Raw genomic sequence first — 24,018 nt, forward strand, 5'->3', positions numbered from 1 at the left:
TCAGGCATTGGCGTCCATATCCTTATCCGTCCGCAGGAGATATGATTTGCCGATTGCGCCGCCGCCTGCACGGCTTCTTCACCCCCTGCACGGGGTTCTGCTGGCATGGCCGGTCGCGTTGTTCCCTGCAGCGCTGCTGTCCGATATCACCTATCTGCAAACGGCGGAAATCCAGTGGACGAACTTTTCCGCCTGGCTCATCACCGGCGCGCTTATGATGGGCGCGCCCGTACTGCTCTGGGCCATCGTCGATGCTCTACGCGCCCGACATATCGGAGCGCGCCGTCGTCATCGCCTGTATCTGCTTCTGCTGGCGCCGATGTGGATCATCGGGTTCGTCAACGCCTTGCAGCATAGCAGCGATGGGTGGAGTTCGGTCGGCACGACCGGTCTGACCCTGTCGAGCCTGAGCGCCGCCTTGGCTTTGGCGGCCGGCTGGATCGCCCATGGCGGCTATCGGGAGTACAGGCCGTGACCATTCGCTTTCTTTTCGCCACTGCTGCCACCCTGGCGCTCGCCGCGTGCGGCGGCAGCCGGGCCGACATCGACCAGACAGGGGCGCGGCCTGATTTACCCGATCAGCGCCAGACGCTGCTGCCGCCAATGAAGATCGCCACTCCGGAGGGGTGGAATGGAGAACAGCCGATTGCTCCAGCGGGCTTCACGGTCACGGCGCTCGCCACCGACCTCAAGGTGCCACGCCAACTTCTTGTGCTGCCCAATGGCGACATATTGGTTGCCGAAGGATCGGGCGGATCGGCCCCGACACTGCGGCCCAAGGATGTAATCGCAGGCTATATCAAGGGCCTTGGAAAAACGCCGGTGAAGGGTGGTAACCAGATCACCCTGTTGCGCGATGCTGACGGGGACGGCAAGGCCGAACTGCGTACCGCCTTCATCACCGGCCTCAACGCCCCCTATGGCCTAGCCTATGTCGATGGGAACATCTATGTCGCCGCGCAGGATGCGCTGCTGCGCTTCCCCTATCGCGACGGCATGACGCGGATCACGCTGCGGGGGCAGGAGATCACCAAGCTGCCGGGTCGCGTCAATCATCATTGGACGAAGGCGCTGACTGCCGGCCCGGATGGCAGCAAACTCTATGTGGGCATCGGGTCCAACAGCAATGTTGGCGAACGTGGCCTGGCGATCGAGGAGGACCGCGCCGTCATATGGGAGGTGGACCGCCAGACCGGCGCGCACCGCATCTATGCATCGGGTATTCGCAATCCGACCGCGCTTGCAATCCATCCGCAGACACGCGCGCTTTGGGCAGTTGTCAACGAGCGCGACGAACTTGGGCCGTTGCTTGTGCCCGATTATATGACCGCAGTCAGGCCCGGCGCATTTTACGGCTGGCCTTACAGCTATTGGGGGCAGAATATCGATCCGCGGGTCCATCCGCAAAAGCCAGATATGGTGCGTCGCGCCATCCGTCCCGATTACGCGCTGGGATCGCATGTCGCCGCGCTCGGCATCAGTTTCCCTGCCGGCCAGGGGCTGGGACGGGGTTTTATCGATGGCGTGTTCGTCGGCCAGCATGGCAGTTGGAACCGGCAGGATCTGGCAGGTTACAAGGTTGTATGGATTCCGTTCGCCAACGGACGCCCGGCGGGCAAGCCGCAGGATTTTCTGACTGGCTTCATCAAGGGTGACCATGCGCGTGGCCGCCCGGTTGGGGTGACCTATGACCCGATCAGCGGCGCGCTGCTGGTGGCGGACGACCTGTCGAACACGGTCTGGCGCATAAACCGACGCGAGCGTTAGCGTAGAAAATCCCCTTTTCACGGCCAGCGGCTTATTTCTTCTTGGCCGGATTTCTCTTCGCGATGCGATCAAGAGCGCGGCGTTCCGTCAGGCTTGATCTATTATAGATTTCCTCGCTCGCCAACCGGCACCAGCGATCCAGGCGAGCGGATGACAGCCTTCCGTCGGCGATAGCCGTCCGAACGGCACAGCCCGGTTCAAGTTCATGCGTGCAGTTGGAAAACCGGCAATGTTCGGCAACTTCGACGAAGTCGTCGAATATCTCGGCAATGCCCGATCCCGCGTCCCTCAGTTGCAATTCGCGCATACCGGGGGTGTCGAGCAACCAGCCGCCCCCTGCCAGCCGGTGCATCTCGCGCACCGTGGTCGTGTGCCGACCGGTGTCGTCGCCCTTTCGTATCGCCTGCGTCATTATGCTGTCAGAGCCGCGCAAACTATTGACCAGCGTCGATTTACCAACTCCGGAGGAGCCTACCAAGGCGACAGTCTGCCCCCGGCCGCACCAGATGGCAAGTGGCGCGACACTGCCAGAATCGCGCCCGTTGACGGCTTCGACCAGCAGCCCCGGTCGAAGATCCCGCGCCTCTGCCGCGAAAATATCTGGCCTATTCGTCAAGTCCGTCTTGGTAAGAATGACGACCGGCTGCACGCCGACCTCCTGCGCCAGCACCAGATAGCGTTCCAGGCGTGCGGCGCTGAAATCCTTGTTGCAGGAGGCCACGATGAAAAGCGTATCCACATTTGCAGCGATCAATTGCGTCTTTTGCTCATTCCCCGGCGCACGTCGCTTGAACAGATTTTCTCGCTGGAGAACGCGCCGAACCGCAAGCGTGGCATCATCAATCAGCAACCAGTCGCCCACCGTCGGGTGATCTTCGGGAACGGAGGCGTCAGGGATATAGGGTGGGATCAGGCGCGTCGCGCCCGCACCCGCGACCGCAATCTTGCCACGATGAACAGCCATCACGCGCGCTGGATGGCATCCCGGATCCTGATCACCCGAAAGTTGCGTACTAAAAAAAGGCCGCCACCCCAGCTCTTCCAACGTCTGATTCATTCCATATCCATTGTGCCGCTCGCAGCCCGCCTCTGTTCGCCGTATCGCCGTCATAATCAGACGCGCCGTGCTTCTCCAGTGATGGCAGGCATCACATTATTCCATCCTCTGACCAAGCGCATTTGCCGGATGCGCCCTTCGCGCAGAATGCTCAGATGTGACACCGTCTGCCGGTTTTCTAGTGAAATCTATCTGTTTCGGCGCAGGAACGAATGCTGTCATCTGTCGTTAGAATCAGCTTCGAATTGCGATGGCAGCCGCCTTGGCCCGAAAGCCCATGCGATACCCCCGCGCTTGCAAAACAATATCCGCCGGTTGGCGTCCTATCGGACGGACATGACAATGAACGACAATCGCTCAAGTCGAGCAACATCAAGGACATTCGATGGCAGCGCGTACCCTATTGCAGTTTTTCCATTGGTATACGCCCAGCGGCGGAACACTTTGGCGTGAGGCTTCCCAGAAGGCTGACAGCCTGGCCAAATTGGGGATTACGGACATCTGGTTGCCGCCCGCATACAAAGGTGCAGCAGGCGGCTATTCGGTAGGATATGATAGTTACGATCTTTTCGACCTGGGCGAATTCGACCAAAAAGGATCAATCGCCACCAAATATGGAGACCGGGCGCAATTGGAGCAAGCCTGCCACAGCCTTGAGGAAGCCGGAATTCGCGTCATCCATGATGTGGTTTTCAACCACAAAATGGGCGCTGACGAAACCGAACGGGTACAAGTGCGCAGGGCTGAACCAGAGAATAGAACAGACATTGAGGACATAGCGTTCGAAGCATCTGCCTATACGAAATTCACCTTTCCTGGTCGGCAAGGCGAATATTCGAAATTCATGTGGGACATGAAATGCTTCAGCGGTGTCGACCATATCGAAGATCCCACCGAGGACGGTATATTCCGCCTCGTCAACGAATATGGCGACGGAGAGTGGAGCGACGAGGTAGATAGTGAAAAGGGCAATTTCGACTATCTCATGGGGTCCGATGTCGAGTTTCGAAACAAGGCGGTTTACGAGGAGCTTAAATATTGGGGCCGTTGGCTTCCGCAGCAACTGCCCTGTCATGGGTTCCGGCTTGACGCAGCTAAGCATATTCCAGCATGGTTTTTCCGCGATTGGGTTGGCCATGTGCGCGAAACGGTGGACAAGACATTGTTCGTGGTGGCGGAATATTGGCATCCAGATATGGATGTGCTGCACCGATATCTGGAACAGGTCGACGAGCAGTTAATGCTGTTTGATGTCGCATTGCACCATCGATTTTTCGACGCATCGAAATCCGGCGGCGACTATGATTTGCGCACGATATTCGACGACACCCTTGTCAGCGTTTCGCCCCATCACGCGGTGACTTTGGTCGCCAACCACGACACCCAGTCGCTCCAGGCGATGGAGGCGTCGGTCGAAACTTGGTTCAGGCCGCTGGCCTATGCGCTCATCCTGCTGCGCGAACAGGGCGTACCATGTATATTCTACCCCGATCTTTATGGCGCTCGCTATAGCGACCAGGGCGAAGATGGGGAAGATCATGAGGTCGAGATGCCCGCGATCGAGAGCCTCCCCAAGCTCATCGAAGCCCGCCAGCGTTTCGGCCATGGTCCACAAACCGAAATGTTCGACGATCCGGGGTGCATAGCCTTTGTCCGCCACGGCACCGCGCAAGCGCCAGGCTGCATCGTCATCGTCGCCAATGGCGAAGGTCGCGAAAAAAGCATCGACCTTGGTCCCGACCGTGCGGGAGACGGATTTCGCGATTTTCTGGGCTATTGCCAGGAAGAAGTCATAGCCGACGATGCCGGCCGAATCGTCGTCAGAGTCAATGGAGGCAGCGTTAGCGTGTGGGTTCCAAGCGACGCGATCTGATCCGTGCGTCCCCGGCGGCGGATGGGACGTCGATTTTCCCGGATTGAAACGACAGATAAGCTTGCTAGGGTGATCAGGTGGGAGACATGGACACCGAACGCGACAGATTGATCACCGCGCTGGCGCAGGTCGCGCAGCGTGATCGGTCGGCGCTCCGGCAAGTTTACACCATGACGTCTGCGAAACTTTTTGGCGTTTGCCTCCGTATCTCTGCTGACCGCGACGCAGCCGAGGATATTTTGCAAGACGTGTATATCAAGATTTGGAATCGGGCTGAACGGTTCGACGCGGGACGCGCCAGTCCCATTACCTGGTTGTGCGCGATCGCGCGGAATACAGCCATAGACTGGTGCCGCGCATCGCGACGTCCCGGCATGACGACGGAAGAAGCCGCGGCGCAAATTGCCGACGCAACCCCTCTGGCCGACATGGCGATCGAGCGCGACCAACATAGCGCGCGTCTTTTCGCTTGCCTGGATGAACTTGAAGACCGGCATGGTCTGGCGATCCGTTCGGCATTTCTGGATGGCCTCACATACGCTCAATTAGCCGATCGCATGGCGGTGCCGCTGGGAACCATGAAAAGCTGGATCCGTCGCGGCCTGCAGCAACTCAAGGCGTGCATGAGCGATGGCTGACGCGCACCTGACGCCCGAAGAACGCGATTCGCTTGCCGCCGAACTGGCGCTGGGCGTGCTTGACGGCGCGGCGCGTTCTGACGCGCTGCGCAGCTTGATGGCAGATCCGAACTTCTCGCCTGACATGATCGGTGCATGGGACCGGCGATTTGCTGTGCTCTATAACGATTATACGCCGGTCGCGCCGCCGGAAACGCTATGGCCAAGCATAGAACGTCGCATTGCGGACGGATTACAAGCACATCCTGCCTTACGGCAATTGCGCTGGTGGCGCGCGGGTGCATTCGCATCCGCAGCGGTCGCCGCGTCGCTGGCGCTCGTCATTCTGTTGCGCCCGACGCCGACCGTTCCGGCTGCACCACCAGCGCAAGTGGCGGTGGCGCAGATGGTCGGCGCCCCCGATGGGCCGATGATATTGGCGCGGTACAATCCGGCGTCGGGCAGGCTGATCCTGCGGCCGAAAGGCGTCGCACCGGATCGTCTGGCCCCCGAACTATGGATCATTCCGGCCGACGGCAGACCGCGATCGCTTGGTCTTATTGCTGGTGGCGCCGAAAGTCGCGTAGTGATCGACCCGTCTTACCGCCCCTTCATGACAGAGGGCGCGACCTTGGCGGTCACCATGGAAACCATCGACGGCGCGCCCCACGACGCCCCCAGTTCTACGCCGATCGCCGCTGGGAAAATATCCCTGTTCTGATCTGCATCTCCTGACGGCTTCCTACCGTAACTGATCTGCACGCCCGCTCTGACAGGACGCGCGACATAGGAAGGAAGCCTCCATGACGACTATCTTGACGAAGCTCTCGCTAACATTTGCGGGCGCCCTGATCCTCGCCAGCGGCGCGCCCGCCATGGCCAAGGACATGGGCAAGAACCCAATGGTCGGTGGCGCAGCGATGTATCCGACCAAGGACATCATCGACAATGCCGTCAATTCCAGGGACCACAGCACACTGGTTGCCGCGGTAAAGGCCGCCGGCTTGGTCGACACACTCAAGGGCGCGGGTCCGTTCACCGTCTTCGCGCCGACCAACGCGGCCTTTGCCAAGTTGCCCGCCGGCACGGTCGACACGCTGGTGAAGCCTGAGAACAAGGCGATGCTGACCAAGATATTGACCTATCATGTCGTGGCCGGGCGGATGACCGCCAATGATATTGCGGCCAAGGCGAAGATGAACGGCGGCAAGGCGGTGCTGACCACCGTGCAAGGCGAAAGCCTGACCGCATGGGAAAAAGACGGCGCCTGGTATCTGACCGATGCCAAAGGCGGCATGTCGAAGATCAGCATCGCCAATGTGATGCAGTCCAATGGCGTTATCCATGTGGTCGACACGGTTCTGATGCCCTGACCCGATCGATCCTGTAAGCGCCGGACTGCGGAAGCCCGCCAATCACCCCCTGATTGGCGGGCTTCCCTGCCTTTTCAACGCCGCGCTGATTAGCGGATAGCGAACAGGGGGGCGACATATTGGCTATAATGTTCTTCGGCCACGCCATAACCGTCGCCTGCCACAAGGCAAAGACCGGGGCGGTTGCGCATCACCAGCCTGTTGCGGCTGCTGGCGATCAATTGATTGCCCTCCATCACATGCAGGGCGTCCGTAATGCTGGCCCGGCGAACGACGAGCATGTCCGCCAGATCCTGATGCGTGACACAGATGTCGCCGTCATTGGCGCGATCATGATGCATCAGGATCAACCGCGCCAGCCGCCGCTCGACCGGGTCAGTCTTGCTCGACACGATCGTGGCGTTCATCTGGATCATCACGCTATGCACGAAGCGCATGAGGCTGACGCGCAGGCTTGGCCTTTCGTGCATCAGGCGAAGCATCCTTGCTATCTCTATGCGAAGAAGCCGCGCCCCCTCCCCGCCTGCGCGGATATGATGGGACGACAGGCGCACCTCCATCAATGCTGACCAGCCGATATAGCCTTCCCGTCCGACCAGCGCGGTCAGACATGCCGAACGGGCGCCCGCATCGCAGTTCAAGGCCAATATCCCGCTTTCGGGGAAATCCAGAAATTCTATGGGCTGACCTGTACGCACGATGATATCTTTAGGCGCCAGAACGACGCCAGTAAAATGCCGGCTGATGCTGGCATAGTCAGGCGGTGACAAGGACCGCAGAAAGATATTCGACGTGTCTTTTTGAATGCCGGCAACCAAAACGCCCTCGCAATTCATGGGTATCGAACCAAGAGATACGGCCGCAACAGGCCAAGGGATGCACCCTGGTACGTCCGCGTACGCAAATTATTTTTTTGGCGTAAAAACCGGAACTTCGTCGATCAATCACGTCTTTGCCCGCCGATGACGCGCCCCCGCGCATCATGACCACCAGTCAGCGAGGATCGAGCTATGACCGATGATATTCTGGCAATCGAGACTTTAGAACGCAGGGCCAAACGGCGAGAGGAACGTCGGGATTTCTTTCGAACGCTGGGGGCCATGGCCGCCTTTGGCAGCGCAGGTTTCGCCGCGAGCAGCCAGTCGGCCATGGCGCAGAGCGCGCCATCGGACGGCGACATACTGAACTTCGCCCTCAACCTGGAATATCTGGAGGCGAATTTCTATTCCTATGCAGTGTTCGGCACGCCGATCGACACCAAATATACCAGCGGCAGCGGCAATGCCGGCACTGCCACAGGCGGCCGAAAGGTCAATTTCACCGACCCGGTCGTGGCCCAATATGCCAAGGAGATCGCACAGGACGAAATCGCCCATGTCGATTTCCTGCGCAAAAATCTGGGCGGGGCCGTGGTCGCCCAGCCCGCGATCGATGTCGGCACTGATCCCAATGGCGCTTTTTCGTCCGCGGCGCGCGCAGCCGGCCTGATCGGCGGCGGCGCCAGCTTCGACCCATATTCCAGCGACGAAAACTTCCTGCTGGGCGCGTTCATCTTCGAGGATGTGGGGGTCACCGCCTATAAGGGCGCGGCGCCGCTCATCACCAGCAAGGCCTATCTGGAAGCCGCGGCCGGTATCTTGGCGGTGGAAGCCTATCATGCGGGCCTGGTCCGCACCTCGCTCTATCGCAAGGGCATCGCCACCCCATCGCTGATCGACGCGACCGAGGCGATTTCCAAAGCGCGCGACAGCCTGGACGGGTCCAGCGACCTAGATCAGGGCATCGCCAATGTCGGCGACGCGTCGAACATCGTGCCGCTCGACGCCAACGGCCTCGCCTACAGCCGAACGACCGGACAGGTGCTCAATATCGCCTATCTGACCAACATGGCGACGGCCCGGGGCGGATTTTTCCCCAACGGCGTCAACGGCACCATCAACATGAGCGCGGCGAACTGAGCCCCTTTCGAAACGGAGTTGATCCCATGAAAGACGATCTGATGCTCGAAGCATTTGAAGCGCGCGCACGGCGCCGCGATCAGAGGCGCGGCTTCCTGCGTGCAGCAGGGTCTATGGCGGTAGTGGCGGCTGGCGCGAGCCTGTTGTCAGGCTGCGGCGACGATGAAGCCACGGCCGTACCAACGCCAACACCCACGCCAACCCCGACACCCACGCCGACCGTGACCGATGGCGATGTGCTGAACTTCGCGCTCAACCTGGAGTATCTGGAGGCGCAATTCTATTATTTCGCCGCCTTCGGATCGGGTCTGCCCAGCAGCCTATTAGGCGGAGCGGGAACACAGGGCGCGGTCACCGGCGGCCGTCAGGTCGCCTTCGTCGATCCGTTGATCGCCCGCTATGCGCGCGAAATTGCCGCCGACGAACGGGCGCATGTCGAATTTCTGCGCGGCGCTATCGGCACGACAGCGGTGGCGCAGCCCGCCATCGACATCGGATCGAGCGCGACCGGCGCTTTCTCCTCGGCAGCGCAGGCGGCTGGCCTGATCTCCGCGGGGCAAAGCTTCGACCCCTATGCCAGCGACGAGAATTTCCTGCTGGGCGCCTATATTTTCGAGGATGTGGGGGTTACGGCCTATAAGGGAGCCTCGCCGCTCATTTCCAACAAGACCTTCCTGGAAGCGGCGGCCGGTATTCTGGCGGCTGAGGCCTATCATGCCGCTCTGGTGCGGACCGTTCTCTATGGCAAGGGCGTGGAAACGCCGTCGTTGCGCACATCGGCGGACAAGATATCCGACGCCCGCGACAGTCTGGACGGGTCGGCGGACAAGGATCAGGGTATCAGTCCCAAGGACGGCGCATCCAACATCGTCCCCACCGACAATGACGGCATCGCGTACAGCCGCACGACAGGCGAAGTGCTCAACATCGTCTATCTGACGAAGCTGGCCGCACAGAAAGGCGGCTTCTTCCCCAATGGCCTCAACGGCAGCCTCAACACCAGCACTGCACAATAGCGCTGGATCTGGACTGCCATTTGAAAGGGGATAACCGATGACACCTCCGCCACCCGCCGACATTGCGATGCCGTCCATGGACATGCCGGACATCAGGCCTAGCCTGCCCGGTTCCTATCGGACTATCGCGGTGCCGCGGGCTGGCGGCAGCGTCTGGAAAAAAATGGGCGCCTTCGCCGGTCCCGGCTATATCGTCGCTGTGGGCTATATGGACCCCGGCAACTGGGCGACCGACCTGGCGGGCGGGTCGGCCTTTGGCTACACCTTGCTGTCAGTTATCCTGCTGTCCAGCATCATGGCGATGGTGTTGCAATCGCTCGCGGCCAAACTCGGCATCGTCACCGGCATGGATCTGGCCCAGGCCTGCCGCGCCCAATATAGCACGCCGGTCCGCATTATCCTGTGGGTCATGTGCGAACTGGCGATCATCGCCTGCGACCTTGCCGAAGTGGTCGGCACGGCCATCGCGCTGCAATTGCTGTTCGACATTCCGCTGGTCATGGGCGTGTGCCTGACTGCCGCCGACGTCATGCTCATCCTGTTCCTGCAACAGCGCGGCTTTCGCCAACTCGAAGCCTTCATCGTTGCGCTGCTGATCGTGATAGCCGGCTGTTTTGCTGTCGAACTGTTCCTGTCGAAGCCCGACCTTGCCGCGATCGGCATGGGCCTTGTTCCCAGCGCCAGCGTCGTCACCAACCCGGCGATGCTCTACATCGCGATCGGCATCATCGGCGCGACCGTGATGCCCCATAATCTCTATCTTCATTCCTCGATCGTCCAGACCCGCAGCTTCGAGCGGAGCGAGAAGGGCAAGCGCGAGGCGGTGCTGTTCGCCACCGTGGACAGCACCATCGCGCTGATGCTCGCCATGTTCGTCAATGGCGCGATTCTGATCCTGGCGGCATCCTCTTTCCATGTCGCGGGCATGACTGGCGTGGCCGAAATCCAGGATGCGCACCGCCTGCTCGCGCCCATGCTGGGCGCCGGCATAGCCAGCACCCTGTTCGCCGTGGCCCTGCTGGCATCGGGACAGAATTCAACGATCACCGCGACGCTGGCGGGGCAGATCGTGATGGAGGGCTTCGTCAACCTGCGCGTGCCTGCCTGGCTGCGCCGGGTCGTCACCCGGATGCTCGCCATCGTCCCCGCCGTGATCGTGGCGGCTCTCTATGGATCGGAAGGGACGACCCGGTTGCTGGTCCTGAGCCAGGTGATCCTGAGCCTGCAACTGCCCTTCGCCGTCGTTCCCCTCGTCAAATTCACGAGCGACCGCGCTTTGATGGGCAGCTTCGTGAACCCGCATTGGCTCAAATTCGCGGCCTGGGCGATCTCCGCGATCATCATCACCCTCAATCTCAAACTGCTGCTCGAATTTTTCCTTTGAAAAGGAGGACTGACATGAAAGCCACCCTGCGTTCCACCTTCATGCGACTGACGTTGATGGCCGCGGCCATCGGCCTGCTCCTGCGCGCCATCCTGTTTGATCGTGCGGACCTGCCCTATGCGATCGGTATAATGGCCGCCGCGCTGGCCTATGAAGCGCTTTTCCATGTCGCCAACAACGCGATCCGGCATAATTATGACATCCAGGCCGCGCCATCGGCTTGAAGCTGGTCATCGCCGCTCTTCATGGTAGAGAAGGCGATGGGTAGACGATGGAAATGGTTGGCAGCGAGCGCTTGTGGGCTGGCGGCGGTCGCCTGTGTTGCTTGCGCGCCCCTCCTGACATTCGACACGCTGGTGCCCAAGGATGGCGATGGCGTCAGGATCGCAAAGGATATTCCCTATGGCGATGGCCCGCGCCAGAAATTGGACATCTATGCGCCGCGTGACACACATGCCGATGGGATGCTTCCCGTCATCATTTTCTTTTACGGCGGCTCATGGGCCAGCGGCACGCGGGCAGGATATGCATTTGTGGGCCGGGCGTTGGCCGCGCAAGGTTTCCTGGTCGTTATTCCCGATTATCGGATCGGCCCCGACAATCTGTATCCCGATTTTGTGCAGGATGGCGCCAGCGCAGTCAGATGGACGGTCGAGCATGGGCAGGTTTATGGTGGAGCGCCCCATGCCATCATCGTGAGCGGCCATTCGGCTGGAGCCTATATTGCGGCGATGCTGGCGGTTGACGAGCGATGGCTGGGCGCAGATCGGGCGGCGATCAAGGGTCTGGTCGGCATCGCCGGCCCCTATGATTTCGCGCCTTTCGACGTCGCGGCGAGCAAAAACGCGTTCGGGACATGGCCTAACCCGGCGGAGACGCAGCCGGTGCACTGGGCTGGCGCAGGCGATCCCCCGTCCCTGTTGCTGGTCGGCGATGCGGACAAGACCGTACACGCCCGCAACGGCCAAGCACTGGCCGCCAAATTAGGCGCGGCTGGCGTTCCGGTGCGAATCAAATGTTATTCCGGCATAGGCCATATCGGAATGGTGACGGCGATCGCCCGGCCCTTTCGCTATCGGGCAAGCATCGTCGCCGATATCACCGATTTCGTGAGCAGCGTCGCCCCCGCCCGCTGACGGGCGATTCATGCTTTCCAGCGTGCCGGAAATAGCCGCTTCAACGCAGCGACCTTGGGCCGGTCGTTCAAGACGATGTAGGGATAGGTCGGGTTGCGAGCCATGAAGTCCTGATGATGGGCTTCAGCCGCAAAAAACCGCCGATTGCTTTCAACCCGCGTCACGATCGGCCGGGTATAGATGTGAGCGGTCGACAATTGCGCGATATAGGCGCGCGCTACCTTTTCCTGCGCAGGCGAAGCGGGAAACAGGGCCGATCGATATTGGGTGCCCCGGTCCGGCCCTTGCCGATTGAGCAGGGTAGGGTCAGTCACGACGGAAAAGTAAATCCGCAGCAGGTCCGCATAGTTCACTTCCGTCGGATCGAACACGACCCTGACGGATTCGGCATGGCCAGTGGTGCCTTTGGACACACTTTCATAGTCGGCGGTTGCCGCTTCGCCCCCGGCGTAGCCGGACGTCGCGCTGATCACGCCTTTGACATGGGAGAAAACCCCTTCCACGCCCCAAAAACAGCCCCCGGCAAAGGTTGCGGTTTCGAGATGCCCCACGACGGGTTCGATCATCGCAGCGGCCGGCGCCAAAATAGCCCGCTCGGCGGCGTCACCAGGGCTGGTGAAGGCGATCAGAGTCGATCCGGCAAAAAGGACTGCGGCAACCGGGAAGATGCGAGACATAACACGCTCCGTCAAAGGATAATGACAGAGATACGATGCAAATCGCCGCGCAGTTACAATGTCACCCGTTTTTTTTAAACCTCCGATGCCACTACCCGCCAATGGAAGACACGGGCATCCGCCTAAATATTTTCCAAGACGCGGCTGAGGGCGAGAATCATGCGGCGCTTCCCATTCACGCGAGCAGGTCAGCCCTAAGACTGCGCCTGGTTTAGCCCGACCATCATCATGCAGAGGGGCAGTTTGCGAGGAAGGAGTCGAGGCGACAGAGTGGGAGGTAGTATCGGCCCGCGCTCGGCCGGAATTGTTTCCGACGACATAGCCTGACCCGATTGTTTGCCTCAACCCGCAATGGGTCCGTAGATCGCGCGGAGCAATGAAAGCTCGCGTTGGTTACCGGCATTCGCTTCTTCGATGGTGCGCACAGCGTCCAGACCGCGCAGGCCGATCAGCGTCGCACGCCCCTGCTCCACCATCGCATAGCGCGCATCCGTGCGGTAACAGACAATCCGCCCGCCGCTGGACCGCACCGCATCGGCAAGTGCGGCATCCGCCTGCGCAGGACCCGACCACCAGCTTTGCATGACGGCGCCGAACAGACGACTTGCCCCGCACTCGTTGACATCGGTATTGTTCCACCCTGCGGGGTCGGCGCCCGAAAGATCGTGTCGTGCGATTCTTTCGGCGCCCGCGTCGATCAACGCTGCCGCGATCGCAATCGCATCCAAGCCGACCGGCACGACGACGAAATAACTGTCGGCCTCACAATGTCGGATGTCGCCCGTCACTATCGTCGCGCCAGCCTCCAGATTGTACAAAAGGGCACGGCGAAACAAGTTCTGCTCGTCGCGATGGATATGCTTGGTGACATCGCTGTGGATCAGGCCGTCGCGATCTCCCACCGCTGCAAATGTAACGACGGCGATACCCTCAAACGGTTCGACAACGAGCGAACCGATATCAGTAAGCGGCGTGATATGGTGCTGGGTATAGGTTTCAAAGCCCGGAATACGCGCGGCCATGACGCCATGCACATCGCGCCAATAGCGCGAGAAGAGGTCGCGCGAGATGCCTGGCTTGCGTTCCAGCAGGGCGATCGTCGTCAGGCTTGCCATAGCGCGCCCTCGACTGGCAGCACTGTCCCGGACACATAGGCGCCCGCCCGCGACGAAAGGAACAGCACCGCGCCGCCGACATCCTCGACCGATCCAAGACGGCCAGCAGGAATGCCGTCCACGACCTGCTCCTTAAGACCTGGCACGGCGGCAAAAAAGCCGTCGGTCATGTCGCTGGGAAAGAAGCCCGGTGCGATAGCGTTGACGGTTATGCCCTGTGCGGTGAGATCCGACGCCATCATGCGGGTCAACTGATGGATCGCCGCCTTGCTGGCGCCATAGGCATAGGCGCCGTTGCTGCTGCGGCCCCAGAGCGCGCCGATCGAGCCGATCGAGATGATGCGGGCGGGATCGCCGGGGGCTGAGGCCGCCTTGAGTTGGGGCAACAGCTTTTGCGCCAGGAAGAAGGGCGCGCGCAGGTTGAGGCCCAGTTCGCGATCCCACTGGTCGATGCTCGCCTCCTCGATCGCCCCGGCGCTGAACATGCCGGCGTTGTTGACGAGGATGTTGAGCGCGGGCACGCGGGCAGCGATGTCGGCGGCGGCGGCTTCCACGCCTGCGCCCGTGCCCAGATCATGGGCAAGGAAGATCGCCTTGCCCGGCCCCTCCAGTCCGTCTGCAAATGCCTTGCCCGCTTCCGCTCCGCGTCCGACGATCACTATGTCCGCCCCGGCCGCCACCAACGTCCGGCTGATCATCGCGCCGACGCCCTTGGCGCCGCCCGTCACCACGGCAGTCTTCCCTGCGACGGAGAAGAGGGTTTCAAGGATGCTCATGCCGCTTGCGGCTTGGCGATGTTGAGGATCTGAAGCGCCGTGTAGGGATAAAGGCCTTCAAGCCCGCCCTCTACGCCGGACCCGGACTGCTTGTTCGCCGGAAAGGGCACGGCGGGATCGAGCGCGCAATGCTGATTGACCCAGACGCTACCGCTTTCCAGGCGCAGCGCGATCTTCGCGGCCGCCTCCGCATCGTTCGACCAGATCGATCCGCCCAGCGCATAGGGCGACGCATTGGCGCGCGCGACGACGTCATCGATATCGGTATAGCGGATGATCGGCAGGATCGGGCCGAACGGTTCCTCATCCACGATCACATCGCCTTCCTTCACATCGCGCACGACCGTCAACGGCACGAAATAGCCGCGGCCATCGGGCAGTTCGCCGCCCGCGATGATCGTGCCGCTGGCCCTGGCGCTCGCCAGATAGTCGAGCACCTTGTCATATTGCGCCTTGTTCTGGACCGGACCGAACTGCGCTTCGGGATCGCGGCCGCCCGCCACCTTGGAGCCGGTGGCATAAGCAGCGATTTCCGCGCACATGGCGTCGTACAGGCTGTCATGGACATAGAGCCGCTTGATGATCGCGCAAACCTGCCCGCTGTTGAAGAAGGCGAAGGCGAAGATAGCCGGCGCGATCGCCTTGACGTCAGCGTCGGGCAGCACGATCGCCGCATCATTGCCGCCCAGTTCCAGCGTGACGCGCTTGAGCGTCGGGGAGGCCGCTTCCATGATCTTGCGGCCAGTGCCGGTCGATCCGGTGAAGGTGATCTTCGCGACATCGGGATGCGACACCAGATGCGCGCCCGCTTCGTTGCCGCCCGACAGGATGTTAACGACGCCTGCGGGGACGACATCCTGCCACAATTCACCCAGCCGCAATGTCGTCAGCGGGGTAGAGGGAGCCGTCTTGACAACGATCGTGTTGCCCGCCGCCAACGCAGGCGCGATCTTGTTGCAGGCGATATAGACCGGCGCATTCCAAGGCACGACCGCCGCGACAATGCCCAAAGGCTTGCGATGCTGCTCGACCCGGCGCGTATCATCCTCGACCAGGATTTCCGGTGCGATCCGCAGGCCCGCATAATAGTTCAGATAGCCCGCCGCGAGATGCGCGATCTCGAACTGGGCGAGGCCGAGAGGGCGGCCTGTTTCCTGCACCAGAAGCTGGCAAAGTTCGTCCAGATTGTCGGTCACGACCTGCGCCATCGCGACGAGCACGGCGCCGCGCGCTTCGGGCGTGGCATCGCGCCAGGCGGGATAAGCCTTTTTCGCGGCGGCCACCGCTTGATCGACCTCCGCCGTGCCGGCATCCGGCACCTGCGCCACCCTGCTCTCGTCGCTCGGATCGATGACGTCCATGTGGCGCGCGGTATCAACCAGCGCCCCGTCGATCAGCATCTTGACCATCTTCCACTCTCCGATATTTTGTTATTCCGTCAGGCGTTCTGGACCAAAGGCGCGGGCGCCCCCAAGGCTGAGATGGCGGCATCTTCGAATTTCTTCAGGATCAGCGGTTCGAGCGCACGGACCTTCTCGACATTGGCCTCCTTCACATGGCCGTAGCCACGGATCTGCGCCGGCAGCGAGGCCAGTTCGACCGCAGCAGCGTGATTGGCGGGTGTCAGCTTGTCGGCGACCATGCGCATCTGCGCTTCATAATGGTCGATAAGGCCGCGCTCCATCTTGCGCTCTTGGGTATAGCCGAAAATATCGAAAGCCGTGCCGCGCAGTCCCTTGAACCGCGTGAGAAAGGCGAAGGCCTTGCCCATCCACGGCCCGAACTCCCGTTTGATGAGGCGCCCATCCGCGTCCTTCTTCGAAAAGAGCGGCGGCGCCAGATTGTAGCGCAGCTTCGCGCCGTCCTCGAATGCGTCCTTCAACTGCTGCCTGAAGGCCGGATCGGCGTGCAACCGGGCAACTTCATACTCGTCCTTATAGGCCATCAGTTTGGCGAAGTTGCGCGCGACCATGACAGACAGCATGTCCCTGCCCGGCGTCGCGCGCACCTCCGCCCTCGCCACGCTATCGACCAGATCGCGATAGCGCTGCGCCCAGGCGACGTTCTGATAATCGGTCAGCAATTGGGTGCGGTGGGCGACGATGTCCACAAGCGCCGTCAACGGGGTGAAGTCCAGTTCCTGCACATGGCTCACCACCGCCTTTTCGATCCGGGCGGGATCGACCGCCTGAAAACGGCCCAGCGCAAAGGCCGCCTTGTTGAACGGAATGGCGACACCGTTGATCTCCACTGCGCGCTCGATGGAGTCGGGTGAGACCGGCAACAGACCCAACTGACAGGCATAGCCCAGCATGAAGAGATTCGCCGCGATCGTATCGCCCAGCAGCGCGAGGCCAAGACCGGTCGCATCGACGCCGTGCAGGTCGGCCGACATGGTCTTGAGGCGACGGACGAGCAGCCCTTGGTCCAACGTCAGGTCGGGGTTGCGCTGAAATGCCGGGGTCGGGGTGACGCGGGCGTTCACGACCACTTTCGTACGCTCCGTCGACAGCGTCATCGCCGGTTCCTTGGCAAGGCCCGCGACCGCGTCGAACGCCAGCGCCAGGTCGGCCTCGGCAATGCCCAGCTTCTGCGCCCCCAGATCGTCATTATGGGCAGCGATCCGCAAATGGCTGAACACCGCACCGTTTTTCTGGCTGAGGCCGGTCATATCAAATACCGATGTCGACTTGCCCTCCAGATGCGCCGCCATGGCGAGCAGGGCGCCAATGGTGACGACGCCAGTGCCGCCGATGCCGGATATCATGATATTATAGGCGCCGTGGTGGAGCGGCACGATCGCGGGATCGGGCAGCGCCATGTCGGCTTCGCCGTCCAGCTGCGCCTTCTTGGGCTTACGCGGTTCAGCGTCGAGGACGGTCACGAAGCTGGGGCAAAAGCCCTTCACGCAGCTATAATCCTTGTTGCAGTTGGACTGGTCGATCTGGCGCTTGCGCCCAAGTTCGGTTTCCTTGGGCCAGACGCTGACGCAGTTGGATTGGACCGAACAGTCGCCGCAGCCCTCGCACACAGCCGCGTTGACGAACATGCGCTTGGCCGGATCGGGAAATTTACCGCGCTTGCGGCGACGACGCTTTTCCGCGGCGCAGGTCTGTTCATAGACGATGACGGTGACGCCGGGGACATCCCGCAATTCCTTCTGCACCGCGTCATAGGTATCGCGATGATGGACGGTGACGCCCTCCCCCAGCCCGCTATGCGCGCCGTAGAGATCAGGCCGGTCGGTGACGACGATGCACCGCACCGCGCCCTCGGCCAGCACCTGCCGGGTGATGTCGCCCGGCGTCAGCGGGCCGTCGACAGGCTGGCCGCCCGTCATCGCCACGGCATCGTTGAAAAGGATTTTGAAGGTGATGTTGACCTTCGCGGCCACCGCACCGCGCACCGCAAGCAGGCCGCTATGATAATAAGTGCCATCACCCATATTCTGGAAAATGTGGTTCATGTCGCTGAAATAGGCGAGGCTGTACCAATGCGCGCCCTCGCCGCCCATCTGCGCGTTGGGCAGCATGTCCGGGCCGGAATACATCGCCATGGCATGACAGCCGATGCCACCCGCCGCAATCGATCCTTCCGGGAAGCGGGTGCCGGTGTTGTGCGGGCAGCCGGAGCAGAAATAAGGCGAGCGCGCAGCATCGGCGGGCTTCAATCCCTTTACCGTCTCCATCTGGCGCGACAAGATTTCGGCGCGCACCGCCAATGCTTCGTCAGCAACGCCCAGACGCCGCAGCCGCTCGGCGATGACGAGCGCAAGTTGCACAGGTTCAAGTTGTTCGTCGGACGGAATCATGAAGACGCCATCCTCGTCCACCTTGCCGACGATGCGTGGCATGGCCAGGCGGCCATAGAGGATCGCCTTGGCCTGGTTCTCGGTGAGCGGATCTTTTTCTTCGATAAAGAGAAGTTCGGACTGGCCGGCGGCGAATTCGGCCAGGCCTTCGCGCTCGACCGGATACATGCAGCCCAGCTTGTAGACGCCAAGCCCCATTGCCGCGGCGGCGGCATCATCGAGGCCCAGCAGCTTCAAGGCCTGGCGCACGTCCTGTACGGCCTTGCCTGTCGTCACAATGCCCAGCCTGCGCGCGGGCGTGTCGATCAACACGCGGTCGATTCCGTTGGCGCGCACGAACTTCTCGACCAGCGGCCAGCGATAACGCTTGACCACGATCTCCGACGCGGTGCGATCCAGATGAGTCGGATAATTGTGAAAGCCATTGGCAGGCGCTGGTCCGCGATCGGGCGTAACCGGGCCATGGCCGCCGACCCGGATGTCGACCGTCATGGTCTGTTCCAGCGTCTCGTTGGTCAGCTTGAAGCCGGTATAAAGGCCGGTATAGCGCGACATGGCGAAGCCCAGCAGTCCAAGATCGATCACATCCTGCACGTTGGAGGGCGCCAGGATCGGCATCCCGGCGTGCATCAGGGCGACCTCGCTCTGGTGCGCGACGGTCGAGGATTTGCCCGAATGATCGTCCCCCGCTACGATCAGCACGCCACCATGGGGATGGGTGCCGGCAATATTGCCATGTTTGAACGGATCGCCAGAACGATCGACACCTGGTCCCTTGCCATACCAGATGGCAAAGACGCCGTCCTTGTTGGCGCCGGGCGTAGTCGCCAGCATCTGCGTGCCCCAAACCGCCGTCGCCGCGAGCTCCTCGTTCACGCCCGACTGGAATATTATGTCGTGGCTTTCAAGCAGCTTCTTGGCCCGCCACAATTCCATGTCGTAGCTGCCCAGCGGCGACCCTCGATAGCCTGATATGAAGCCACCGGTGTCGAGGCCGTTGCGCTGGTCGATCTCCTTCTGCAGCAGCGGCACGCGGATCAGGGCATGGGTTCCGCTCATGATCACTCGGCCGTCGTCGACCGTATATTTGTCGTCCAGTTTCACGTCACGCATGGGTTGTTTCTTTCAGCTCTGGCTCAAGCCAGGCGGCGCCCTTGTCGCGCAGATAGGCGGCAAAGGCTGGATGGAAATCGGCAAGGACAGTGCGGGTGGATGGGCGCGCCGCCATGATGTCGAACCAGTCGTGCAAGCCCGGAACGGCATCGACCAGCGAAGCCCCGTAAGTGAAGCGCATGGCGCGCTCCCCCAGGTCAAAATGATAGAAGGCGAAGATGTCGGCATAGGTTAGCTGCCCGCCCAGCAGGAAAGGCGCCGGCGTCACCAGTTGCGACAATGCGCGCATCCCCCGATCGACCACTGGCCGGACGGCGGCGATCGTCTCCGGCGCGTTGACGCCGCCCATGAACGCGCCGGGGTATAACGAGCGCAGCGGCGTTTCGACATAGAGCTGGACGATGTTGATGATCTGCCGCGCGCGCGCGCGCGCGAAGGCGCCGGTCGGGTAAAGCGGAACACCAGGAACGACCTCCTCGATATATTCCAGGATCGCGACGGTTTCGGCGATGCAACCCTGCCCCGTCCGCAAATAAGGGATTTTGCCCATCGCGCTGTGCGCCAGAAAGGCTTCATCCTGCGCCGCGCGGGTCGGGACGATCGTGAAGGCGGCGCCCTTTTCGATCAACGCCGCGCGCGCCGCGTTGAAATAATTACTGACCGGATAGCCGTGCAAGGCCAGGGCGCCGGACGCAGGATCGAACGAGATATCGGTCATGTCACGCCGACAGCTGGGAAACGAGGATGTCGTTGCCGTCGACCGCCACATCATAGCGTTTGATCAGAAGGTCGGGGTCTTCCTCGCATTCTCCCGTGACAAGGTCGAAACTCCAGCCGTGCCAAGGGCAGGTCAGCACCGTGCCGCACACCTCGCCCTGGTGCAGCGGCCCCTGCGCATGGGGGCAGCGCGCCTGGGTCGCGACGGGCGATCCATTTACCAGGAAGATCAGGATTTTTTCCGATCCCAATGACGCGCGAAGCGGCTTTTCCGCCGTCAACTCGGACATTTCTCCCACTTTCATCATATCCGCTCCCCCGCCCCGTCATCCATCGGCGCCTGTTCATGCTGTTCTAGCGCAGCCTGCCCCAAGGCAGCAGGGCGAGCGACGCCATATCCGGGCCGAAGGTGACAACCAGGAATATTTTGCGCGTTCGCCGACCTGGTCATGCCGCATCCTCGGCGAATATCTTGCCTGGATTGAGAATATTCTTGGGATCGAACATCTGTTTGATCTCACGCATCAGGCCGCGCTCCAGGGGGCTGCGCGTGATCGACAGCCAGGGCTTTTTTTCCAGACCGATGCCATGCTCGGCCGACACTGATCCACCGATCGGGCGGAGCGGCTCGTAAACGCACGCTTCGACCTGTTCACGGTCTTGGGGCGTGCCTGCGCCGATAGCGATGTGCAGATTGCCGTCGCCGACATGGCCCAGGAAAGCGATGCCGCCATCGGGCCAGATCGCCTTCAGCCTTTGGGTGACTTCGCCCATATAGGCTTCCATTGCACCGACGGGCAGGCTGACGTCGAAAGCGTAGAAGGGCTGGAAGTCATGGACAATATGCTCCAAATCCTCCCTTATCCCCCAGATCGCGGCGCGATCCTTTTCCGACCGCGCGATGATGGCGTCATCGAACAGCCCCTTTTCCGCCGCATCCGTCAACACCGCCTCGAACAGATCGCGGTCGCGCTCATGGTCGGAACCCAGCGCCTCGATCATCGCATAATAGCGCTCGTCCGACCCCAGCGGTGCAGGATGGCGCCCTACCCCGGTGTTGACGCGGTAGAAATTGTTATCGACCAACTCGAAGGCGCTCAGCAGTCCGCCCAGCGCGCCATCAACATGGCGCAGCAATTTTGCGATGCGATCGAAGCTGTCGGCGCATACAAGCGCGGTATTGCTGCTGACCGGCCGTTCCCGCAGGCGCAGGACCAGCCGGGTGATGACCCCTAACGTCCCCTCGCTGCCGATGAAAAGCTGTTTGAGGTCATAGCCTGTATTATTCTTGATCATCTGGTTCATCGACGACAGCACCCGGCCGTCGGCCAGCACCACCTCCATGCCCAGCACCTGTTCACGCATCATGCCGTAACGGATGACGCGCATTCCACCCGCATTGGTCGCGGCATTGCCGCCCAGTTGGCATGATCCCCGCCCACCCAGATCGAGCGGGAAGCTGAGGCCATGGGCTTCGAGATGATCCTGAAACTTCTCCAGAATGACGCCCGCCTGGACGATGGCGGTACGATTGGCCGGATCGATGCTCTCTATCCGGTTCATCCGTTCCAGCGACAATATGACGTCACCAGGCCGCGTTTGGGTGGCGCGCACCCAGCCGGACATGCCGCCTTGGATCACCACCGGCTGACCGGCGGCATGACATAGGGCCATGACCTGCGATAGCTGATCGGTGGTTTCGGGACGCAGCAGCACATCCGCCTCGACCCGTGTCATGAAATAGCCGGGGTGGCGATCCGAAACATCGTCGCCGGTCATCACGCCGCCCTCGTCCAGAATGGCGCGAAACTGGTCGATCAGCGACGATGCGGGACCGACGGCCAGAGGATCGCTGCTCATCGTGCCTTGAACCTGACCGGCAGCGACTTGGGCCCGCGTGCGAAATAGCTGTCGGACCATTTCACCGTGTCGCCGATCGCTTCGATGCTCTCGAACCGCGCGGTCAATATCTCCAGCGCGCTTTTCGCCTCCATGCGGGAAAGATAGGAACCAAGGCAGAAATGCGGTCCCTGTCCGAAGGACATGATCTCCTTGGGATTGCGGTCCAGCACCAGCTCTTCGGATCGGTCGAACTTGCGCTCGTCATGATTGGCCGAACCCAGCAACGGTAGCACCAGCGACCCCTTGGGGACAGCAATCCCCGCCAGTTCGGTGTCGCAGGTTGTATGCCGAAACAGCATCTGTACCGGCCCGTCAAAGCGCAGCATTTCCTCCAGCAGCGCAGGAATTCGGGTCGGATCGGCCCAGATGGCGGCGGCGATGTCAGGATGGGTCTTCAGATGGGCGAAGGTGATGCCGAGCAGATTGGTCGTCGTCTCCACCCCGCCAATCAACAGCAATATCGCCATGTTCAGCACTTCGCTGCGGGTCAGGCGCTCGCCATTGACCTCCGCCTGGATGAAACCGCTGATCAGATCGTCGCCTGGGTTGGCCGACCGTTCGTCATAGACCTGCTCGAAATAAGCGCGGATCGCTTGCGAACTTTTGTCGATTTCGGCCAGCCGCTCAGGACCATAGGCCGCGCGATTGCCGGCGGCGAGCAGATCGTCCACCCAATTCTTGAAGTCGACGCGCCGGGCGATGTCGACGCCCAGCACTTCGGCGATGACGCTGACCGGGAACAAGCCGGAAAATTCCCATACGAAATCGAACTCGCCTTCCCCGCCATGCTTGGCGAAGATATCGTCGATCAGCTCGTGCGTGACGCTGCGGATACGATCACTGAGAGCGCCGACCCGGCTGGGCACGAACGCCTTGTTGGCGAGCTTGCGGATGCGGACATGGCCCGGCGGGTCGAGCGAGATCATCGGCTGCACTTCGGGCACAGGGTCATATTCGCCCAGCAGCGCTGGCCAGAATTGCGCAGAGGAGAAGGTTTTGCTGTCGCTCAGAACTGCTTCGACATCGTCCCAGCGGGAGATAGCGAAGCCCTGCATTATGTCGAGCCATTTCACCGGCTCGTTTGCGCGCAATTGCGCATAATAGGGATAGGGGTTGGAGGTGACCGCAGGGTCCAGGGGGTTATAGGACATTCCGCTTCAGGCCTGAACCGTGTCGAATGCAGGGATGACGCCCAGTTGTTGAAAGACCGGAACCGCATCCCAGATGCTGCGCTCCAGCACGATCTTGCCCTGCTCGTCCCAGCCCATGACGGTGACGCCGCGGGTCTTGGTGATCTTGCCCTTGGCCGGCACACCCAGGAAATCGCCGGCATGTTTGGTTTCCCAGGTCCATTGGAAGGAACCGAGCCGATTGTCGCCCACATAATCGAACACGTCGAACTTGTTATAGCTCTGGGTCGGGTCGGCGATGATGAAGCCTTCGAAGAATTTACGGAGCGCAGGCAGATCGCTGTTGATACGCAGGTCGAAATTGACGTCCTCGAACTGGAATTGCGGATTGTAGAGCGTCATCAGCTCGTCGGTGCCGTCGGCGAACAGGCCGATCCAATGTTGCGCCCAATCCTTGTTCATCTGCTCTCTCCTTTATGGCACGCCTTAGGTCGCGTATCGCTAGCGCAACTGATACGGCGCGCCCGTGGCCTGATTGATAATGCTGCACCCGAATGCGGCCATGGCCAAGCGCGCAGTCGATTTGCTTTTCGTGC

Annotated in this window: 23 protein-coding genes; 11 read left to right on the forward strand and 12 right to left on the reverse strand. The window is 61.3% G+C overall.

Annotated elements, in window-relative coordinates; all coding sequences use genetic code 11:
• The first annotated feature begins 46 nt into the window (after positions 1 to 46).
• The gene (locus V473_RS08045) at positions 47 to 475 is read left to right on the forward strand and encodes a DUF2231 domain-containing protein (RefSeq protein ID WP_066602388.1); all 429 of its coding nucleotides are present in this window, start codon (positions 47 to 49) and stop codon (positions 473 to 475) included.
• Positions 472 to 1,767: a PQQ-dependent sugar dehydrogenase gene (locus tag V473_RS08050; protein WP_066602389.1), complete on the forward strand. Its 1,296-nt coding sequence runs from the start codon at positions 472 to 474 to the stop codon at positions 1,765 to 1,767. Before V473_RS08045 ends, V473_RS08050 begins: the two co-directional genes overlap by 4 nt.
• A 31-nt stretch (positions 1,768 to 1,798) precedes the next feature.
• On the opposite strand, the gene rsgA is transcribed toward V473_RS08050, so the two are convergent.
• The gene (gene rsgA, locus V473_RS08055) at positions 1,799 to 2,824 is read right to left on the reverse strand and encodes a ribosome small subunit-dependent GTPase A (protein WP_082679010.1); all 1,026 of its coding nucleotides are present in this window, start codon (positions 2,822 to 2,824) and stop codon (positions 1,799 to 1,801) included.
• A gap of 385 nt (positions 2,825 to 3,209) precedes the next feature.
• On the opposite strand from rsgA, the gene amyA reads away from it, so the two are divergent.
• From amyA to V473_RS08075, 4 genes are all read left to right on the forward strand, one after another.
• The gene (amyA, locus tag V473_RS08060) at positions 3,210 to 4,697 is read left to right on the forward strand and encodes an alpha-amylase (protein ID WP_066602390.1); all 1,488 of its coding nucleotides are present in this window, start codon (positions 3,210 to 3,212) and stop codon (positions 4,695 to 4,697) included.
• 86 nt (positions 4,698 to 4,783) lie between these two features.
• Positions 4,784 to 5,335: a sigma-70 family RNA polymerase sigma factor gene (locus V473_RS08065; RefSeq protein ID WP_066602392.1), complete on the forward strand. Its 552-nt coding sequence runs from the start codon at positions 4,784 to 4,786 to the stop codon at positions 5,333 to 5,335.
• The gene (locus V473_RS08070) at positions 5,328 to 6,035 is read left to right on the forward strand and encodes an anti-sigma factor (protein WP_066602394.1); all 708 of its coding nucleotides are present in this window, start codon (positions 5,328 to 5,330) and stop codon (positions 6,033 to 6,035) included. Before V473_RS08065 ends, V473_RS08070 begins: the two co-directional genes overlap by 8 nt.
• Before the next feature lie 154 nt (positions 6,036 to 6,189).
• Positions 6,190 to 6,687 carry a fasciclin domain-containing protein gene (locus V473_RS08075; RefSeq protein WP_408021508.1) on the forward strand — a complete coding sequence of 166 codons (498 nt, stop codon included), beginning with the start codon at positions 6,190 to 6,192 and terminating at the stop codon, positions 6,685 to 6,687.
• 89 nt (positions 6,688 to 6,776) lie between these two features.
• Here V473_RS08075 and V473_RS08080 read toward each other — a convergent pair whose 3' ends face one another.
• Positions 6,777 to 7,385 carry a Crp/Fnr family transcriptional regulator gene (locus V473_RS08080; RefSeq protein ID WP_165363655.1) on the reverse strand — a complete coding sequence of 203 codons (609 nt, stop codon included), beginning with the start codon at positions 7,383 to 7,385 and terminating at the stop codon, positions 6,777 to 6,779.
• Between the two features lie 312 nt (positions 7,386 to 7,697).
• Here V473_RS08080 and V473_RS08085 point away from each other — a divergent pair, with 312 nt between their 5' ends.
• The 5 genes from V473_RS08085 to V473_RS08105 are packed head-to-tail and all read left to right on the forward strand — an operon-like array spanning position 7,698 to position 12,181.
• On the forward strand, positions 7,698 to 8,645 hold the full coding sequence (locus V473_RS08085; RefSeq protein WP_066602398.1) for a ferritin-like domain-containing protein: 948 nt from the start codon (positions 7,698 to 7,700) through the stop codon (positions 8,643 to 8,645).
• A 26-nt stretch (positions 8,646 to 8,671) separates the two neighbouring features.
• Complete coding sequence (locus V473_RS08090) at positions 8,672 to 9,661, forward strand: ferritin-like domain-containing protein (RefSeq protein ID WP_066602401.1); 990 nt, start codon at positions 8,672 to 8,674, stop codon at positions 9,659 to 9,661.
• A 37-nt stretch (positions 9,662 to 9,698) separates the two neighbouring features.
• Complete coding sequence (locus V473_RS08095; RefSeq protein WP_082679011.1) at positions 9,699 to 11,045, forward strand: Nramp family divalent metal transporter; 1,347 nt, start codon at positions 9,699 to 9,701, stop codon at positions 11,043 to 11,045.
• Positions 11,046 to 11,059: 14 nt separating this feature from the next.
• A complete protein-coding gene (locus V473_RS08100; RefSeq protein ID WP_066602410.1) occupies positions 11,060 to 11,269 on the forward strand; it encodes a hypothetical protein in 210 nt (69 codons plus the stop codon).
• 57 nt (positions 11,270 to 11,326) lie between these two features.
• Complete coding sequence (locus tag V473_RS08105; RefSeq protein ID WP_066602412.1) at positions 11,327 to 12,181, forward strand: alpha/beta hydrolase; 855 nt, start codon at positions 11,327 to 11,329, stop codon at positions 12,179 to 12,181.
• Between the two features lie 8 nt (positions 12,182 to 12,189).
• On the opposite strand, the gene msrA is transcribed toward V473_RS08105, so the two are convergent.
• From msrA to V473_RS08155, 10 genes are all read right to left on the reverse strand, one after another.
• Positions 12,190 to 12,858: a peptide-methionine (S)-S-oxide reductase MsrA gene (gene msrA / locus V473_RS08110; protein WP_066602415.1), complete on the reverse strand. Its 669-nt coding sequence runs from the start codon at positions 12,856 to 12,858 to the stop codon at positions 12,190 to 12,192.
• Positions 12,859 to 13,199: 341 nt separating this feature from the next.
• Positions 13,200 to 13,973 (reverse strand): EthD domain-containing protein, encoded by a 774-nt coding sequence (locus tag V473_RS08115; RefSeq protein WP_066602418.1) that lies wholly within the window; start codon positions 13,971 to 13,973, stop codon positions 13,200 to 13,202.
• Positions 13,961 to 14,749, reverse strand: a complete 789-nt coding sequence (locus V473_RS08120; RefSeq protein WP_066602423.1) for an SDR family oxidoreductase — start codon at positions 14,747 to 14,749, stop codon at positions 13,961 to 13,963. Before V473_RS08120 ends, V473_RS08115 begins: the two co-directional genes overlap by 13 nt.
• A complete protein-coding gene (locus V473_RS08125) occupies positions 14,746 to 16,158 on the reverse strand; it encodes an aldehyde dehydrogenase family protein (protein WP_066602426.1) in 1,413 nt (470 codons plus the stop codon). Before V473_RS08125 ends, V473_RS08120 begins: the two co-directional genes overlap by 4 nt.
• Before the next feature lie 29 nt (positions 16,159 to 16,187).
• Complete coding sequence (locus V473_RS08130; protein ID WP_066602427.1) at positions 16,188 to 19,673, reverse strand: indolepyruvate ferredoxin oxidoreductase family protein; 3,486 nt, start codon at positions 19,671 to 19,673, stop codon at positions 16,188 to 16,190.
• Positions 19,666 to 20,391, reverse strand: coding sequence for a glutathione S-transferase family protein (locus tag V473_RS08135; protein WP_066602428.1), 726 nt, complete (start codon positions 20,389 to 20,391; stop codon positions 19,666 to 19,668). Before V473_RS08135 ends, V473_RS08130 begins: the two co-directional genes overlap by 8 nt.
• Position 20,392: 1 nt before the next feature.
• Complete coding sequence (locus V473_RS08140; RefSeq protein ID WP_082679013.1) at positions 20,393 to 20,698, reverse strand: Rieske (2Fe-2S) protein; 306 nt, start codon at positions 20,696 to 20,698, stop codon at positions 20,393 to 20,395.
• A 139-nt stretch (positions 20,699 to 20,837) separates the two neighbouring features.
• On the reverse strand, positions 20,838 to 22,250 hold the full coding sequence (locus tag V473_RS08145) for an FAD-binding oxidoreductase (protein WP_066602432.1): 1,413 nt from the start codon (positions 22,248 to 22,250) through the stop codon (positions 20,838 to 20,840).
• Complete coding sequence (locus V473_RS08150; RefSeq protein ID WP_066602437.1) at positions 22,247 to 23,443, reverse strand: cytochrome P450; 1,197 nt, start codon at positions 23,441 to 23,443, stop codon at positions 22,247 to 22,249. Before V473_RS08150 ends, V473_RS08145 begins: the two co-directional genes overlap by 4 nt.
• A gap of 6 nt (positions 23,444 to 23,449) precedes the next feature.
• The gene (locus tag V473_RS08155) at positions 23,450 to 23,884 is read right to left on the reverse strand and encodes an ester cyclase (RefSeq protein WP_066602440.1); all 435 of its coding nucleotides are present in this window, start codon (positions 23,882 to 23,884) and stop codon (positions 23,450 to 23,452) included.
• Positions 23,885 to 24,018 lie beyond the last annotated feature (134 nt).

The sequence above is a fragment of the Sphingobium cupriresistens LL01 genome (assembly GCF_001046645.1).
Lineage (GTDB): Bacteria > Pseudomonadota > Alphaproteobacteria > Sphingomonadales > Sphingomonadaceae > Sphingobium > Sphingobium cupriresistens.